Raw genomic sequence first — 17,741 nt, forward strand, 5'->3', positions numbered from 1 at the left:
AGCATTTTTTCATAGAAGATGTATGAAATCCCTGTTCTTTAAATTCAAAAGTTCTGAAGTAGTGTATATAATGGCCGCAAACTAATAAAAACAAGAACAGGGACTTATCATGAAGCGTTATTATTTTAATAATTCAAAAAATTATATTGACAGCAACGAACAACTTTCGACTGAGCAAATCGAACAATTAAAGGAAATCATGTCTTTTTTTCCTTATCACAATAAGGATAATTGGGCAGAATTATTCAGGTCATTTCAGCCAGAAAAATATCCTTCTAAATTAGTAAATATGGCTGCTAACGCTTTTGATCACCATGGCTATACCATGTTAGGTTTGGCTTGTGAGTACGGTAAAGATGTTGAAATGGTCCAAAGACTGATTGATATGGGTGCTAATCCCGATATTCCTGATCACAACATGAAAAAACTACCCTTGCACCGCGCAATCAATAATCAATTGTCCAGTTCTAATCGTGATTCATTAGAGGCGGTTGCGGTGGTCCAATGCCTTCTTGAAAATGGGGCTAATACTCAAAATAAATCCTTTCAAAATTGTACCCCTCTTTTTTTTGCTCAATCCCAACAATTTAATGCTGCAGCAAAACTCATGAAGGACCATCTTTTCAGTTCTAGAGGTTATGGAGTGGTGCAAAAACTATTACTTTCAGGAAATACCTATGGTTTAAAACAAAAGTTGAGTCACTCTAACGATTTAGCATCCTTCATTACCACATTGAAAGGCTGGTCCCCTGTATTTGCTGCCATCCACCATAGTTATGCGCACCAAAATACACTGAGTAATCTCACACTATTAAAAAAACATCATGTTGACTTTAATAGTACTTACTACCTTAAAACCTATTCAGGTATACCTATATATTGTTCGATGAATCCAATTGCTTATTTACTATTACGCGGCGGTGACTCAAGGCTAATTGGCGCATTAATTAAGCACGGTGCTGATCCTGAGCATCCCTCCATAGCTGTAGTTAAAAAAATTATTGAGTCCAACCCTACTCATAAAGCATTTAACTATGTAGTTAAAAATGATAATAATCCATTTGATGTTAACTCAAGGGCCATGCTCGATCTATTTGAATCAAAATTTACTAAAGGGAATCAAGAGAGAAAAATTATTGCAAATTCCTCCTATTCACCGGGATTATTTGAAGTAAAAGTCAATGCACCAAGTGAAGATGGAAGCATGACGGATGAAGAGTTGGCGAATAGTATATTCGGTAAGGGATCACTTACTGCAAAAAGATATAATTAATATCGATAAACGACAGATACTGGGCTGCAAAGCCCAGCTTTTGATGAATATACATTTGGAAATTAGTGACTCATTGGGTGAATCAAAGGTTTTTAGCTGTCAAGACTTAGGGTAAATAGTTTATATATAATTTGTCATCCTGCATCCACTTCTATAAATTAAATCGGAGGTTACTCTTTGTTATTCGGTTCTAAATTTTTTAAAAAAGCTCCTCTCGAAGTATCGGCTTACCTATATTCTCATATAAACACTCCACAGGATTTTTTAGCCGCATGGCTCGCGAATAACGGTTCCAAGCGACGAACCAAAAGACAGCAAAGAGCGATCGAACTTGCTTTATTCGACAAAGAAGGGATTGAATTTTATCCTGCTAAAATCAAGTTATTAAGAACACTAATCTCTGAAGATACATTAACCGAAAGTGATCCAGAACATTTAGCCTATTTAGGTAGGAAACTGACAACTCAATTGAATGATCCTAATTTAAGCCTCCAGCAACTGATGCAGGGTATAAAGCTAACCGCCGAGATGAATAAAGTATCACTTCCTTCATTAGATATCCCAAGTACATTATCTTCACCCAAGTTCTTTCACCTATTTTTTTTAAGGAACGTTTTAATTGAATCAGTGAGCAAAGAGGATCTGGAAGCCTTGATGGATGAGTTAAAAAGCAAACTAACGCCCTCAGATCCCGAGATGAATTGCCGCTCCATTGCATTTTTATCGAGCTTGGCTCACAAAGCGGATAAAAAAGATCTTATGCTTTTAGTTGATCCTGTAAAGAGCATACTTGACTATAACGAGAGTTGGCTTAGTGGTGGGCTAAACGAAGTGCTAGCCATACTTGTAACCAAATTGGATAAACAAACATTAGCTCCTCTTGTAAACTCAGTGAAACAGCACCTTGATGAAAAGAAAGGACCGTTTATAGCCGCATTACGGTATCTAGCAACATTAGCACCTAAAATAGAACCAGAAATGGTGGAACCTCTGGTTAATTCGATTAAAGAGATTATGAATGGTGCGAAAGCTGGCAACCCTTTAAGGAGAGAAAATTCTCAATATGTTTGTACTGAGGCACTAAATTGTTTCGCTAAGCTAGCGCCTGAAATGGACAAGAATGCACTGGAATCTCTTATCGAACCTTTGAAAAATCAACTTGAGGCTCCTTCATTGAGTCTTTCCATAGCGGCTGCAGAATGTTTGTCAGCATTTTCTTCCCTGATCACCACGGAAATACGTCTCACGCTGTTAGAGTCTATTCAAAAAAAACTAAACGATGATAAATGGAATATAAGATGTATTACCTTAGGGTATTTACCCAAACTTGCTCCTGCAATGGATAAAAAAATGCAAGAAGATGTGGTCAATTTAGTGGAAGAAACACTGAATGAAGATAATCCAAAAGTGAGAGCGAGTGCCTTAGACTGTTTGGCAAAACTGATTTACTCTTCGAGTAATGAGATAGACGAACACTTAATTAATTCAATAAAAAATAAACTCAATGACCATGAAGCCTTTGTTCGTTCTGCCGCCATACAATGTATTAAAGCGCTTGCACCCCGAATGAAAGCAGAAATGCTGCAGCCCATTACCCAGTCAATAAAAAGCATGAGTAATGATCCCGATCATAATGTTCGAATTTTAACATTATATTATTTAGTAGCATTATGCCCGAAGAAGGGGAAAGAAATTCCAGAAGATTTTATTGAGGTAATAAAAACCAAACTGGATGACACAAATGGACATGTCCGCGAAGTAGCATTCGAATGTTTGGCAAAGCTTGCCGCAAGTATGCACAAAGAAACTCTGGAAAAACTATTCGATCTGGCGCAAAAAAAACTCAATGACACTAAGCTTATCAATTCTAAGACTCTGTTAAAATTTTTACTAGCAGCCGCCCCCCGAATTGACGCAAAAAAACTGGAAAACCTTGTCAAACCCATACTAAGCAAACTCAATGACCCCGATCCCAATTTACGTCATGCAGCACGGCACTGTTTAATAGCTTTTGCTGTCCGAATAGACCAAGATCCCCTGAAACAGCTTATTGGTGACTTACAAAATAAACTCGATAGTCAAGATACAATAACACGTAACCAAGGATTAGATTGTTTAGCAGCACTTAGCTCTTTTATGGATAAAAACACCCAGGAATCCCTAATAATTCCAGTGAAAAGTACACTGGTTTTTGAATGCGCCACAACGCGCATTGCAGCAATGGGTTGTCTTCTCAAATTCATCTCAGCTATAGACAAAGAAATGATAGGCCAACTTATTGATCCAATAAAAAACTTACTTAAAAACGAAAACCCTGATATTCGCATCATGGCTTGCCGTTTACTTTGTTATATTCTGATTAACAACCACCTTATTTTCAAAATGGATACCCCACCAACCAGCACCTTAGAAGAATTACTCGTTCAGACTGTGGCTGACTGGGTTACACGAATTCATGCAGTGACAAACCAACTAGAACCTATTGTGGATAATCCAACCTCAGTCATTCCTTCATTTTTCTTTTAAATCCTTGCTAGGGGTTAAGCAGCACAAACCGGTTGATTTAACGTTGTCTCTTGCTTATAGAAAGGATTCGCATGCTCTTGCTGCTGGCCTTGGACAAAACGGATCAGGCTTTCAACATCAGAGTAGTTAAAATTAAAGGAACCGAGAAAGACATTGTCTCTACCGCTGATTGTTCTTAATTGTTGGTATTGCGTTTCGGTCAGTGAAACTTTATAGCACGATAATATATTGTTTGAACCTAGCCGTCCTGACTCCATACGAGCAAGTGCCTCGGGCGAGGAATAAAATTTGCGGGTTATATTAGTTTCTTTCGCTAAATTCCAGATATATATTTTCTGGTAATCACTGGATTTTATTTGTTCGACGATCGGAATGAAAAAGCAACGTAGTTTTTCATCTTCAAGGTTTTTTTTAGGTGCTGGATTAAAAAACATATTATCTCCCTTTAAATAGCAATTCAGCGCAGCATAAACGAACGAATCCTCAAACTTCCATATAATTTTATTTAATCTTCGAATAATTATGCTTTAAGTCGAAAATATCCTTAAATTAGATAAGGTTAGAAGTTTTTTTCATGTTCTGTCCCCGCGATGAACCTCTTCAACTTAATATAAACTTAATTTTTATATCATAAAATAAGCATAATGATCAATTTTTACGAGAAACAATGATATGAAAACAGAGCAAACTGCACTTGCCCATATTGCAAAGGAATGGAGCATTTTAAAAGGGATGATCAATAGCAGTCAAGAAAAGAGGTTTTTTAAAACTGGCAGTAGCTTAACAGCAATTGATGACTTTTTTAATAGGATAGCACTGGATCGTCAGCCAATGAATATCAGCGAATTGGCTGAGGCGTTGCAGGTTTTAGAACATTTAACTATCGTTACTGCAGACCTTAAAAAAGTTTCTTTTGCTAACTGGTTGGACCGTAATCGCTACCGGACTTCTCAAGACATTGGTATTGAAAAGAGGGATGATAGAAGTGTCGCAGAGAAAAAAGATGTTCAATTTCCAATACCGGAAAATTCTTCTCTCTTTCGTCTGCTTGTCAAAACACATGATACCTTAATTAGTCATTATGAATTGGCCTATTTTCATGCCCAAGGGGAAATTCCTTGCAGCGAATTCACCTATAGCCAAAGTGATCTTAAAGAGTCACAAGCTATTTATGATATAGAAACAACGACCCAGGACGAAGTAACGAGCGATAATTCTACAGTGATTAAAGATCTTGTACGAAGAGGAGTAACAATATATGGCGCTGCAATTATTCCGAGGAATATCGATGATCATAAAGATGCTATTCTGATGGAAGCTATAGAAAATTTTGCAGGTGATAAAATTAGTGTCCCCCATTCACGAGCAAATAAACTTTATAATTTCGGTGGTCAATTTTTACATGGCAGCCTCTTGCGGGAATTTACTAATACAACCAAGTTGGTTGAAGGTGACATTCAAGGCATAGAACGTGGTCGAACGACTGGCCACATCAATTGGTCAAAAGATGGTAATGGTAAAATTTATGCGACGATTAATTTGAAAATCCTCACGTGCTCTTATGCAAATCCTGCTGACGAGTATAGTCCTCAACAAATTTTTGCAATGGGTAGTGATGGTATTTCTTTGATAGAGCTAAATGACAATGAGCTCGAAAAATCTATGGAACAATGTGCTAAAGAAGTTAGAGGTGAAACACAGGACAATATAGTCCCTATTGCCAATATAAAAGCAAAAATCGAGATGGTAAAAAATGAGTCCGGCACAGGTTATATGCTTAAGGTGAGCGAATTTACTCTAAAATATAATACTCCTGACTTAGTTTCTACAAAGGCAGATGAACCTTTAGAACACATCCTTTACCGCAAAAATTAATCGTCTTGTTCATCCTTTGTGACAGTACTAAATTCAGGTAAAAAAAGGTGTTGTTCTTGCTTACCTTATTGTTCAGGATGTACATTCGAATCTAATGCAGAATCGTCATTATTTTCTTTTTTTTGCTCATCCTTGCGGCTATTTTTTTCCTTATCTACTCCTTCTGCTCTCTGGAGTCTGTTTTTGAAATCATTTTGGTGTTTAAAGCGTTGTATCTCAGTTTTTTCTTCATCCGTGTACCATTTCCTGACAAATAGTAGACGAACCACCCTTATAAACAAATTCTTCACATTTTTCGGTTGGACTGCGAAATCGGGAGTAACTTCGCGAGCAAACTCCTTAAATGCTCTTTCATAAGCTTTGAGCATAGCATCTCTCTTCTCTACATCTGAGGCTGTATTCATTTGATTGGGAATTTTTTTTATTTCAGATAATTTCTGTGAAAATTCAAGTACACGCGTAATTGATTTCTCAATAGCAGCAATATCAGATTCATTTTGCGGAGTAGCAAGCTGGGCCGTAAGCTCCACATGAGCATTATTTAAAAGCGAGCTTATATTGTCCATTCTTTTTTTTACTTCTTCTAAAGAATCTTCCTCGGCGAAATACTCCTCGATAGAGGAGATATCGGGTATGCCCATTTCTTCCCTAGCAATAATGTTCTCTCGAAGATCAAGAAGTTTTTTTCGCAATTCGATTGCCCCCATCTTATCATCTAGGGCACTGGTTTTGACAGAACCTTCGAGGCCATATTGTTCTTCAAATTCTTTAAGTTCTCTATCTCTTATTAGTATCTCGTAGTCAGCTAATCCCAAGTTTTGATCTTCTTTAGTAAGTGCGATAACAATAGGAATTCTGTTGTTAGGATCCAGTTCACGAATTTCTTGCACCGCTTTTTTAGCAACCTCAAATGAATGCGAATTTTGTCTATCGATGCAAATCACACAAATTTGTGATTGTTCAATATAATGTTTTGTTATGTATGGAGCGATAGTATCGTATGAGCCTGCGAAATCCAGTAATCTAAGTTGAGATCCATCATCAATAGATATACTGTACGTATCAATTGACGATGTGTGTATGTTCCCCGGTGAATTTTCGCCTCGCAACGCATTACAAAGTTTTGTTTTACCCGAATTTGTGGTCCCACAGACCATTATTTGAAAGGAAGGGTTTTTACCGTGTTGAACTTTTGCTTTTGCCATGGATAAAACTCCCCGTCCTATTCATTATTATTTAGTATAGTAGAGACCTATCAGCAACATGGGCTTATACGAGAAAATATAAGTAAGCCTAGGCTTATTTCGAAACTCAATACTCTCCTATCCCTGAAACCCATTTCCATGCATCCTCATCTTCTAAGATTTGTCCGGGCTGACAGTCAAAAGGTGGAATCAAAAAGACAAATTCAAGAACCCCTATCTACTTATCTCTTTCCATTTTGGAAAAAAATGGTTTTAAAATGAATACATTCTCCTGTGACACTAGACTGGCTAAAATATGCTCTATCGATGTATTTTTTATATCGTCTTTGCTTAAATTATACAAATTGGAGAATGTAATGTCTTTTGAAAAATTACCCGTCGAATTGCAAAAAATGATTCTATCTAATCTTGATGCACCCGAGCTAATAAAAACAGCTAAGGTTTCCACATCCCTACACAAACAAAGTTCAGAACTTTTAAATGAGCTCCATGCAGGTTATCCAAGAGAACGAACTTTAAGCACGACATCCGATTACTATGCTGTTGGAGCAAAAGTAGAGATTTCAGAACCTTCAAATCTATGGGATAAAGGTTATCCATATAGGAAAGAGCGAAAGGCCATTCCTGAAAATGAAATCAAAAATGCCATACCCAAACAAGGCACAATGAAATTGTTCCGCACGCAAAAAGAAGCACAAAGCTATGCCCTAGAAACCGCAGAAGAAAACCACTCTACGATTGAACGGATGGCAGCTGTTTTTCATGTGAAATTGAAAGAATCCATAGTGAGTACTATTACCAAAAATGAGATTACTCCCGCTTTATATACCCTCTTCAGACAAGGACCCAAAATCAAAGCAACTGAATATGTACCAGTGGATGTGAGTAATCTTAAGTTTCTTTCCGGTCAAGTTTCTGACTATCCTGGTATAGCATTAGCAGGTCAAGAAAATAAAGAGGATCCATGTGCATGTGTACTCATGTAAAATTCACCTGCATTGATATTATTGATATTAAGGAAAAGTTAGAAAATAAGTTTTACCGAAGATTTTTTCTTTGGTAAAACTTTTTCATAATCAACTTCTCATATTCTTCTGCTTTGGAAACATTCTAACTTGAAACTTTGCTTCACTAGCTGGCTTTATCTCTACTGCCTTTACTGAAAACAGGCTTAATCAAAAAGATCAATCGTTTTTAAACAACTATACTCTTAATCTCGAGAAATTCATGGATGCCAAAATCAGCGTATTCCCGGCCATTACCAGACTGCTTATAGCCCCCAAATGATGAGAAGGCGTCCCAGTCCGGATAGTTTATTGATACTGTACCGACCCGTAATTCTCTGGCTACAGCCCGGGCATGATCTATATTTTCTGACTGGATATAGGCAGCAAGTCCATAGATGGTGTCATTGGCAATACGGATCGCATCCTCCTCATCCGTATAAGAAATGATCGACAAGACTGGTCCAAATATTTCCTCGCGAGCAATTTTCATTTCGGGTGTTACGTGTCCAAATACAGTGGGACGGATATAATAACCCTGATTCAGAGGTTCTGGACGACCTAAACCACCAGTGACAAGGGTAGCACCCTCCTCCAGTCCTGATTGAATCAGAGCCTGGATTTTATCGTATTGCAGTTGACTGACCACTGGACCTAGATCAGATTCAGGGTCTTTAGGATCACCGGTTCTAAAAGCTTCAGCTGCTACTTTTGCGATATTCAATGCTTCTTCGTGCCTCTCTTTGGGTACTAGCATACGAGTTGGTGCATCGCAGGATTGTCCGCTATTTCCGAAGCAATTTTGCACTCCCTTAGTGACGGCAGTTACAAAATCAGCGTCTGGCAAAATAATGTTAGCCGATTTACCGCCAAGTTCTTGAGTCACACGCTTGACTGTATCCGCTGCAACTTTGGCAACGATGATACCGGCGCGGGTTGAACCGGTGAAGGAGACCATATCCACATCAGGATGGGATGCCATCTCTTGACCAACCTCCTGCCCAGTTCCATTAATCAGGTTAAAAACCCCTTTAGGCACGCCGGCAGCATCCATAATCTCCGCAAAAATGATGCCGCTTATGGGTGCAATTTCGGATGGTTTTAGAATTACAGTACAGCCAGCAGCAAGGGCTGGGGCAACTTTACAAACTATTTGATTGAGCGGCCAATTCCATGGCGTAATTAATGCACAAACACCTATGGGTTCCTTAACAATGGTGGTTCTACCACGGTTTTCACTAAAGGTATAATTCTTAAATGCAGTAATAGTGGCTTCCAGATGGACACGACCCACTAAGGCTTGTGCATCGCGAGCAAATGCAATGGGTGCCCCCATTTCGTCGGAAACCGCCTGTGCTATATCCTCAAAGCGTTCGTTGTAGAGTTCAAGAATGTTCATTAGAAGTGCCATACGAGAATTGTGCGACGTTTTGGAGAACGTTTCGAATGCGGTCTTAGCTGCAATAACTGCCTTATCTACATCCGCCTTAGAGCCTATAGCAATCTGAGTGTAAGCCTTTTCAGTGGCGGGATTAATGACGTCAAGAGTAGCTGGAACAACAGGGGGAACCCATTGACCATTGATGTAGAACTTTAAGTGATTGCTCATAATAGGCTTCCTTTCTGCAAACAAATTTCATGAAGAGAGTAGACTAATAAAATCCTTTAGTGGTTTCAAATCAATTCAATCAGATTTTAAATTTTGTTTTTAAAAACGCTCAGAGCAAGGACCTATACCGAGAAAACGTGGTGATTTTGAAATTACCTTGCATTAAATCAGACTTTTCTCAGTAGTAAAACCTAACTCACTTCTGTAGGTAATTTAATTATAAAATGACATCCTCTGCCGATATCACTTACAAGAGAAATGTTTCCCTTATGAGCAGTAACAATTTGTTGAACAAGCCATAAGCCCAGCCCCATGCCATTTTGAGTTTTATTTGAAAGCAATTGCATATAAGGCTTAAATACTAGCTCTTGATACGATCTAGCGATACCTTTACCTTGATCCTTAATTTCTAAAATTATCCCTTTAAAATCTGGCCTCAAATTTATCGAAATGGGTTGTTCAGGAGCATATTTAATTGCATTATCAATGAGATTTGTTAAAACTTGCTCAATACGAGTAGGATCCAAAAAAACAGTTAGAGAAGAAGGAACATTAGTTTTTATCTCACATTTTGCACTACGACATTTTCCTGCAAATTTCTCAACCACCCTTTGAATCATATTCGATAAATCGAAATACTGAAGCTCTAAAGGTATATTTTTTTCGTTTAACACCAAGGTAAAATCTAAAAGCTTATTAATAAGAATCTCTAAACATAGACTCTGATCTTTAATCTTTCTTATGAGATTCATGAATTCCTCAACATGCTCCATAACATATTTTTTATCCATTGAAAGAATTCCATCTACATAGAGGCTTAAAGCAGTAATAGGGGTTTTAAGTTCATGAGAAGCAATTGAAAGAAAATGCTCGCGGCTCTTTAAAGCATTTTCCAACTCCATAGTTCTTAATTTAACTTGATTTTCTAATTCATTATTTTGCTTCTGTAATTCCTCTTTTAGCACTTTTAATGAAGCATTCTCCACCATTTCCCATTGTCCATCTTGAAGAATCAAAGCGAATTGGTGACTTTTTATTACATCAAAAATTACTTTTGAATCACTTTCACAAGTACGATAACAACATAGGGCTATGATTTTGTGATTATACAAGGTAGCACACACTTTATTTTCGAAGCATAAAAAATCATTTTTTGCTTGTGGGGTGGAAAAATTAGTAGGTCCTCCGGCAACGCGTAAACCAGTATATCCTTGTTTTAGTGCATTTTTTTCTAATGCCAGTATATTAGCGAGAAGTGGTTCGGCTGTTTCAGCACAAGCATTCCTAAAACAAACTTCTCTTTCAAACAAAAGCATTTGCCCTTTATCTATTTTTGTCTTTATGTCAGGGATATCCTGAATCAATCGGTTATAAACAATATTCGTATCTTCGGAATTTATCCAGACGCAAAGTTCATTGTTATTAAGACCCTTTTGAAAGTATGGAATGAGCACTTCCATCAAATCTTGAGGTGTTGTATAAAAATTACAAAAATGCGTCCCCCATTTTAGCAGACCAATCGCAGGTATGCCTGAATCTGTAACTATTTTAGACTTTAGAAAAGTCGGAGTACAAACAGCTTCTTCTGTTGCATTTTGATTCATATTATTCACTTAATTCTGATGATTATTTATATATTTTTTTAAGTATGTTAATAGAATTTGAGTATTTAGTGGTTTTTTTATTAAAACTTCATTTTCCTGCATTACTAACGCATCAGTTTTTGTACTTGCTGACATTATTATAGTGGGGATATTTTTTAAAATAACTGATTTTGCTTGTTCTTCACGAAAGGCAAACCCATCCATTCCAGGCATCATTAAATCTAAAATAATTACAGAGGGCGAGATATTATATTTTAATTCTTCTAGGGCATGCTCACCATTACTAACCATAGCGATACTGTATCCTAATAAATTAATAAACCAAGAAAGAGCGTCTTTTATCCCTAAATCATCTTCAATAAGAAATACATCAACTTTTTGGAGGGAATTATTTTTTTTGAGGAGGTCCATCAAACCCTCTAATCATTATAAGCCTTAAAAAATTTTCTTGGAAATGTTTGGATTCACCAATAATATTAAATTTAAAAAATGTTTTAAACAAGAGAGCTCATAAAAATCTGAAATTTCACTTAATATAAGAACTCCTATAAAATTCCTCTACTCTTTGATACTAATTCTTCTTTAATTTACCTATTCTGTGTTTAATTCGGACCAATTGGTTTTGATTTATTTTCAGTAAAAATTTCGACCCGATCTCGTCCATTTTCTTTGGCATGATATAGGGCGATATCAGCTTTACGCGCAATCTCTTCTAAAGAAGTACCTTCTGTAGGCGCTTCGACTAAACCAATTGAAATGGTTATAGGCGGTAAGTTGATATGTTTAAATGTAATTGAGGTCTTTTTTACTTGTTCGCGGAAAAAATTCATTCGTTCACTGGCCTTACTCACAGAATTATCTATTAAAATGACTAAAAATTCCTCTCCACCGAAACGAAAAATTACATCATAACCTCGAAAATTTTCCATTAATGATACGGCAAGTTTTTTTAAGACCTCGTCGCCTGCGGCATGACCGTATCGGTCATTAAAGTTTTTAAAGAAGTCTATATCAATCATTCCCACTGAAAAAATACTTTTGTTCCTAATGGCCCTCTCTATCTCTGTAGGAAACCGCTCTTCTAAATATCGACGATTGAATAAACCAGTTAGCGGATCATGGATGGATTGATCGCGTAATGAATCACGTAAATTTATATTTGCGAAAGACAAAGCAATGACTTCTGATAACGTAATGACTAATTGTTGATGATAATAATTCGATACGGCAGTATTTTTTTCCGAATTGAGATTTAATATACCAATAAATTTACCTACAGCAATTAAGGGAATACATAAAGATTTGCTAATCTCATTAGAGATATAATGACGGCAATCAAGGTGGGTGCGGAATTTATCTACAATATAGATTGTTCCACTCCTTATGGCCCAACATTCATCAGAATGAAAAGATAGCTTTAATGTTTTTTTATCGCCCCACTCCGTAACGGTTTTCAACTCACCAGAGGTAGGATCTGCAATCACAATCCCCCCTCTCCAACCTGTAAATAATTCATCGACAGTTTCATTGATTAAAGAATAAGCTTCGGATATATTTTGACACATCTGTAATTTTTCATTGATTTTATTAATAAGCATCATTGCATGTTCACGTTCTTTTAACTCTTCATTGTTACGTTTTATAAGATTATTGCTCCGTGTTAGTTCATGAATGGATTGATTAAGTTGGGCTTGGGTGGTGTTGATAACTTGAAGCATTTTATTGCAATCCTTGCCCATCTCATAAATTTCATCCCTACCTGACATCTCAATAGTTTTTGAAAAATCTTGTTTGGAAGTAATTATGCTTAATTGATCTTTGAACGAGTTGATTCTTCTTAGGATAGAAAATTTTAATAAGAAAAAAACAAGCCCCATAATTATCAGGCCAATAAGAGCAACTATGAATATATACAAATGAATGGTGCTAAGCCCTTCTAAGAAAGTTTTACGAGGAAAGGTGGTTCTCAAAATGGCGATTGGTTTACTGTTAATGTCGTTCAATAAAGAATAATAATAAAGAATTTTATCATCATGCGGAACGATGTAGTAATCATCTACAGTCTTTAATTTGTTGAAAATTTCTTGCAGTTCTGTGTTCTCAGCTATATCTTCTAAATAATATAACCTAAGCTGGACTTGTAATGTTTTTGCTAAACGCTCTAAATCTTTTTTTTCAAAAAAATAAGCTAAAATAACATTCCCGTTTGGTTTTTGGGTAGTCCCACTATCACTTACGGCATATGAAGTCAAAAGTAACAAACCTTCTGGGATGCGAATAAAGCCAGTCACGGTATCTTGAGGGCTTTGATGTTGGAGAATTATTCTATTTTTATAAATATAATCTATTAAATTTTTTGAAACTGGGACAAATTGTTTCTGCTTTTTGTCTAAAGCGTTTCCTTCAAAATAACGGCCTTTATTATCGAAAAATAAGATAAAATCACTGTGCGTATCCAAAAAAGATACTTTGTTCATTAAATTAATTTTTTTAAATGATGTATTTTTTCCTGCTAAAAATTCATATGCATCATCCCAATGTGCCCAATCGATCGTGATCAGCGCCAGGCTTTCTTCTATACGTTTTAATGCTTCTTTTGTGCGTAATACCTCTTGTTGAATATCTTTTTTCTCCATAGCTTCATAATCATTCAGCACAATTTCATAAGACAACCAGGTGATTGAACCTATAATAATCAAAATAGTTGAAAATGCGATTAAAAACATTTTCGTACTTAGATTCATTATAAGACCTCGATCCTGGATATAACCTGAATTAATACTCTAACTTTAAATATAACGAATGAATAGGATAAACTTGTGTTAATGCTTTGTTTAAAGGCCGTCAGGATGGGTGCAAATATGCTTATATTCCCCACTTTACTGAGAAAATTTTCTTTAATTGTGTAGCAGTTCTTCAAATTCCGTTTAATTGTTAAATCCTTTTTAAGGAATGCGTTTTAATATTATAGAATATTTCGGCTCTCTGGAGAATGAGGGGAAAGATAGAGTTAAATTTTTCTCTAAAATTGTTGCCGCATAGAATGTAATTCTCCTAAGCAAATAAGCCTTTGGGGGATGATCTCGCTACCAATTAATCCCTATAAAAGGAGTGTTTCCAGAAATCAATTTTTGAATCAGTTTAGTTTATTTCGGCTTTCTTAAAACCAAAATGGATTATAATTATACAATTCATGGTAAAAGAGTAATAATTTGAAAGCTCGCGCAGAAAACAATACAGGGTATCTTTATGTGATTAAAGCGGGTTCTGAACCTTCTTCAAGCATTTTTGGTGCCTTAGTGATTCATTTACAAAAAGCTGGATTTTTAAATAATTCTGAAAAATCGATTGTTTTCAAACACAATGCAATTTATTTTCGCCATAATTTAAATGAAATTAGTGCTTTTATTTCTGAATTTTTACCGCTTATATTAGATTTTAAAAAGGCAGATGGACCCATTGCATTAGATGAAGAAACTGTTTTTGAAAAAAAATTTATCCATGAAAAAGCGGGTATCGTTTTTGAGCGATGCGAAGAACCCGTAACAGTTAAGCTAAGAAATAAAATTCGCAAAGCAAAGCATGATCTACAAAATTTGGATTTTGACAGTTTGTCTGATAATAAAATTACTGAAATTAGCGGTAACTCGGCTTCCTCTGCAAAAGAACATTTACTAAAAAAAATTTCGGAACATCAAGGTGTCTGCATTGGCGAGACCCATTCTGAGGTTTCACATAAAAAATTTTTAGTTACTTCTATGCCTAGCCTTGTAGCCTCTGGAATCAAACAATTATTTGTTGAGTTAGGATTTTACGATACTCAAACGGCTTTATATGAAAAATTTTTCCAAACAGGCTTATTACCCAAAGCATTATTAGTCGAATTAATTAATCAGGATCTCAGCAATCGCATTATTGCAGGAAAAAATTCCGATGATTTTTTATATAGCTATAGAACTAACCCATACTCCAGTTTAGGTATTATTGTCATGGCGCAAATGCTTGGTATACACGTTATCCCTATCGATAGCACTGAGGCTTATGATGGCATTACTGGCTATGCCAAAAAAAATGAAACTAAATTTTCAAAAAAACGTGCCTTGTCAATGAATCCTACCGCCGCTGAAATTATTTCCCAAAGTCGCGAAAAATATATCGCAGTTGTGGGAGCCAATCATAATGTTAGCATGAAAGAATTGAGAGCTCCTGGCGTTTCGGCGCTGCTTTCAATTCCCAACCTGGATTTAAGGGACATAACGGTGATGGATATTAAAGAGGATCCCTTTATTCGAGCCAGTTTAATTTATAACCTTCATCGAGTTTTAATGGGTAAACCAATCAAACCTTTTGAACCCATCTCAGCAGCGCCACAAAATTATCTAGATTGTTTTAAACTAATCTATTTAACCGAACTAAAACGAGAGATAAAACAATTCTCGACTGAACCTAGGCTAGCCTGGTATCAAAAAAAATTAGAGAAGTTAGATTTTCTAAAAAAAAATGATGATGTTTATCATTTATTTGAGGATATTATGCTCAAATTGGAAGATGAGGTGAATGAATATAAAGAAGCTCCCGCTCAAGCTGCACCGAAAATTTTTCCTTTTTTATTAGAAAAATATTTAGAAGGTGAAGACTTGCGCGGTTCTTCGATAAGAGAAACCAAATTTCCTGAATCCATTCCACCTTTATTAAACGCACCTGACTATAACAAAACGCATGAAGCGTTTTATTCGTCTCAAGGAGCGGATAATCATGAAGCGATCGAACGCATTAAGCATATTTATGATGATTATGTATCAAAATTTACTGCTGTTCAGCTATCAATGAAGGATAAAAAACAAAAATTTTTAGAAATTGGAGAATTAAAGGTTGAATTTATCGAGCTTATTAAATTTTTTACCAACAACTGGAATCAGGATGATAAAACTCAATTATTTAATTCCATGCAAAAATGGGAAAATCAAAAGCCATTTTTAATTTATCCTCTTGAAAATAGGTTTTATAATTTATTTACCTCAACTAACACCTGGAATGAGGTAAAAGAAATTTTGAAAGGCGAATCGGGACTTCGCTCTTATTTTTACAAATAACCAATAGCTAGGTTTGATGGTTCATTATACATTCAAAATCATTGAGTAGCTTTCGTCGTTAATTATAGCGAATTGCAGTTCCCTGTTCCCCTATCACTTTTCGATTTTAACCCGTATCAATATTTCAAAAACTCATTAAAATTTCTTCAAAACCTCCGAGATTTCAAATGAGCATAGTATGAGGAGCAAAATAATCCTCGCATGATTATTCAACTATCCAAAATCTAATAAGCTACTATGTCCGCTTACATGCTTATCAGCATGTAAGTGAACTTGAAATTTCAGCCTCAACTTCCATCATTGATTTTGATTTGTTTACAGAAAAACTTCCTAAGAAAGTTAAAGGTAAAAGACGTGGTTTATTAAGCGCTAAGTAAAGCTCGGACTCGGGATTTTGAACTATTTTTCCTAGGTCCTCTTCTCTATTTTTAAGATTTAATACGGCATCAACTATACCCTGAAGTTTTGTACCACTGTTAATCCAGTAGGGGTTCGAACTCTTTTTTCCTTCTTGCAAGCGAGCCATAACCTCCATGATTTTTAATCCCATATTTCCCTGCTTACTTAAGAAAAGTATTGCTTCATTATAGGAAATATCCTCAGGAGGAAGATTAGTTATTTGTGGGACAAAAATAAGTTTTCCTGTTTCTAACCGACTTGCGAATTGTTGTTTAAGCATTTCGTATAGATTATTTAAATGCCCATCAATGAAGGGGAAATGTGCTATCAATTCGTTGAATAGATAAGGTGATGTACTAAATTTAGGGAATGGAGTTTTAGATGCAGAATTGAAGAGTTCATTCAGTGTATTTATTGTCTCAGGTGTAACTGCTTCTTTCCCACCTTTGTTTATTCGGTCAATAATCTCTTCAAAGGAAGATAAAAGCCCTAAGTGGGTGAATAATGCAGTAACATTATTGGCTGCATCACGAGCAGACACTTGGTGATTACCGACCTTGATCATAATCGATGGAGATATATCCACCGGTTCATCTGGATTAGCACCCAAATAAGGTCCTACGTTATGAACCATTTCAGTAAATAATGGCATCATTTTTGAAAGGTAAGGATCCTCTTGTAACAACGCAGATAGGATATACTTATAAGATTTAATTTGCTCTGATAATGTTTCTAGGGTCACTGTTTTGGAATGATCATTAAACTCTTTTAATAGTTGTTTTTTTTGTCCTTTACTTAAGTCTTCATCTTCAAAAAAGTTTAAAAATGTTGTTATGTTAGCTTCAGTAGCTGTTGCAGGTAAAATGAAATGAAAATGTTCATTCTTCTCTTCCTTTGATTCTTTGCCAAAAAGAAATGATAAGTGTTTGTTATGAGTATAATGAGCAAAATCGTGCATTAATCCTTCGCCAATCGATAAAACTGAGTATTGGCTTAATAGCTTTTTATATTTTTTTTGAAAATTTTCTAATTCAGCTTCAGGTACATAAACGCTAATAAAAGGGCCGCTAATTTTGATTTTCTTAATAAGTGAATTTTCAGGAAATCGTTTTAAAAACATAATTATGTCGTCATGATGAGTTTTGCCCAACTT

12 protein-coding genes are annotated in these 17,741 nt (G+C 35.8%); 5 read left to right on the forward strand and 7 right to left on the reverse strand.

Going from position 1 to position 17,741, the window contains the following annotated elements; genetic code table 11:
- The first annotated feature begins 109 nt into the window (after positions 1–109).
- Positions 110–1,273 (forward strand): ankyrin repeat domain-containing protein, encoded by a 1,164-nt coding sequence (locus ACWTE2_RS10655; protein ID WP_454785350.1) that lies wholly within the window; start codon positions 110–112, stop codon positions 1,271–1,273.
- Positions 1,274–1,450: 177 nt separating this feature from the next.
- The gene (locus ACWTE2_RS10660) at positions 1,451–3,799 is read left to right on the forward strand and encodes a hypothetical protein (RefSeq protein WP_454785351.1); all 2,349 of its coding nucleotides are present in this window, start codon (positions 1,451–1,453) and stop codon (positions 3,797–3,799) included.
- A gap of 14 nt (positions 3,800–3,813) precedes the next feature.
- Here the strand turns inward: ACWTE2_RS10660 and ACWTE2_RS10665 are convergent, their stop codons facing one another.
- Positions 3,814–4,233, reverse strand: a complete 420-nt coding sequence (locus ACWTE2_RS10665) for a hypothetical protein (protein ID WP_454785352.1) — start codon at positions 4,231–4,233, stop codon at positions 3,814–3,816.
- 238 nt (positions 4,234–4,471) lie between these two features.
- Between ACWTE2_RS10665 and ACWTE2_RS10670 the strand changes: the two genes are divergently transcribed.
- Positions 4,472–5,674: a hypothetical protein gene (locus ACWTE2_RS10670; RefSeq protein ID WP_454785353.1), complete on the forward strand. Its 1,203-nt coding sequence runs from the start codon at positions 4,472–4,474 to the stop codon at positions 5,672–5,674.
- Between the two features lie 65 nt (positions 5,675–5,739).
- Here ACWTE2_RS10670 and ACWTE2_RS10675 read toward each other — a convergent pair whose 3' ends face one another.
- The gene (locus ACWTE2_RS10675; RefSeq protein ID WP_454785354.1) at positions 5,740–6,879 is read right to left on the reverse strand and encodes a GTPase domain-containing protein; all 1,140 of its coding nucleotides are present in this window, start codon (positions 6,877–6,879) and stop codon (positions 5,740–5,742) included.
- Between the two features lie 356 nt (positions 6,880–7,235).
- Between ACWTE2_RS10675 and ACWTE2_RS10680 the strand changes: the two genes are divergently transcribed.
- A complete protein-coding gene (locus tag ACWTE2_RS10680) occupies positions 7,236–7,865 on the forward strand; it encodes an F-box protein (RefSeq protein WP_454785355.1) in 630 nt (209 codons plus the stop codon).
- Positions 7,866–8,073: 208 nt separating this feature from the next.
- Here the strand turns inward: ACWTE2_RS10680 and ACWTE2_RS10685 are convergent, their stop codons facing one another.
- The 4 genes from ACWTE2_RS10685 to ACWTE2_RS10700 form a co-directional block, all read right to left on the reverse strand.
- The gene (locus ACWTE2_RS10685) at positions 8,074–9,492 is read right to left on the reverse strand and encodes an aldehyde dehydrogenase family protein (RefSeq protein WP_454785356.1); all 1,419 of its coding nucleotides are present in this window, start codon (positions 9,490–9,492) and stop codon (positions 8,074–8,076) included.
- 191 nt (positions 9,493–9,683) lie between these two features.
- Complete coding sequence (locus tag ACWTE2_RS10690; RefSeq protein WP_454785357.1) at positions 9,684–11,096, reverse strand: MEDS domain-containing protein; 1,413 nt, start codon at positions 11,094–11,096, stop codon at positions 9,684–9,686.
- A 9-nt stretch (positions 11,097–11,105) separates the two neighbouring features.
- A complete protein-coding gene (locus tag ACWTE2_RS10695) occupies positions 11,106–11,507 on the reverse strand; it encodes a response regulator (RefSeq protein ID WP_454785358.1) in 402 nt (133 codons plus the stop codon).
- Positions 11,508–11,698: 191 nt separating this feature from the next.
- Positions 11,699–13,840 carry a diguanylate cyclase gene (locus tag ACWTE2_RS10700; RefSeq protein WP_454785359.1) on the reverse strand — a complete coding sequence of 714 codons (2,142 nt, stop codon included), beginning with the start codon at positions 13,838–13,840 and terminating at the stop codon, positions 11,699–11,701.
- A 468-nt stretch (positions 13,841–14,308) separates the two neighbouring features.
- Between ACWTE2_RS10700 and ACWTE2_RS10705 the strand changes: the two genes are divergently transcribed.
- Positions 14,309–16,189, forward strand: coding sequence for a membrane-targeted effector domain-containing toxin (locus tag ACWTE2_RS10705; RefSeq protein ID WP_454785360.1), 1,881 nt, complete (start codon positions 14,309–14,311; stop codon positions 16,187–16,189).
- A gap of 256 nt (positions 16,190–16,445) precedes the next feature.
- On the opposite strand, the gene ACWTE2_RS10710 is transcribed toward ACWTE2_RS10705, so the two are convergent.
- The gene (locus ACWTE2_RS10710) at positions 16,446–17,708 is read right to left on the reverse strand and encodes a hypothetical protein (RefSeq protein ID WP_454785361.1); all 1,263 of its coding nucleotides are present in this window, start codon (positions 17,706–17,708) and stop codon (positions 16,446–16,448) included.
- Positions 17,709–17,741: the final 33 nt, after the last annotated feature.

This window comes from Legionella nigrisilvae, assembly GCF_977063395.2.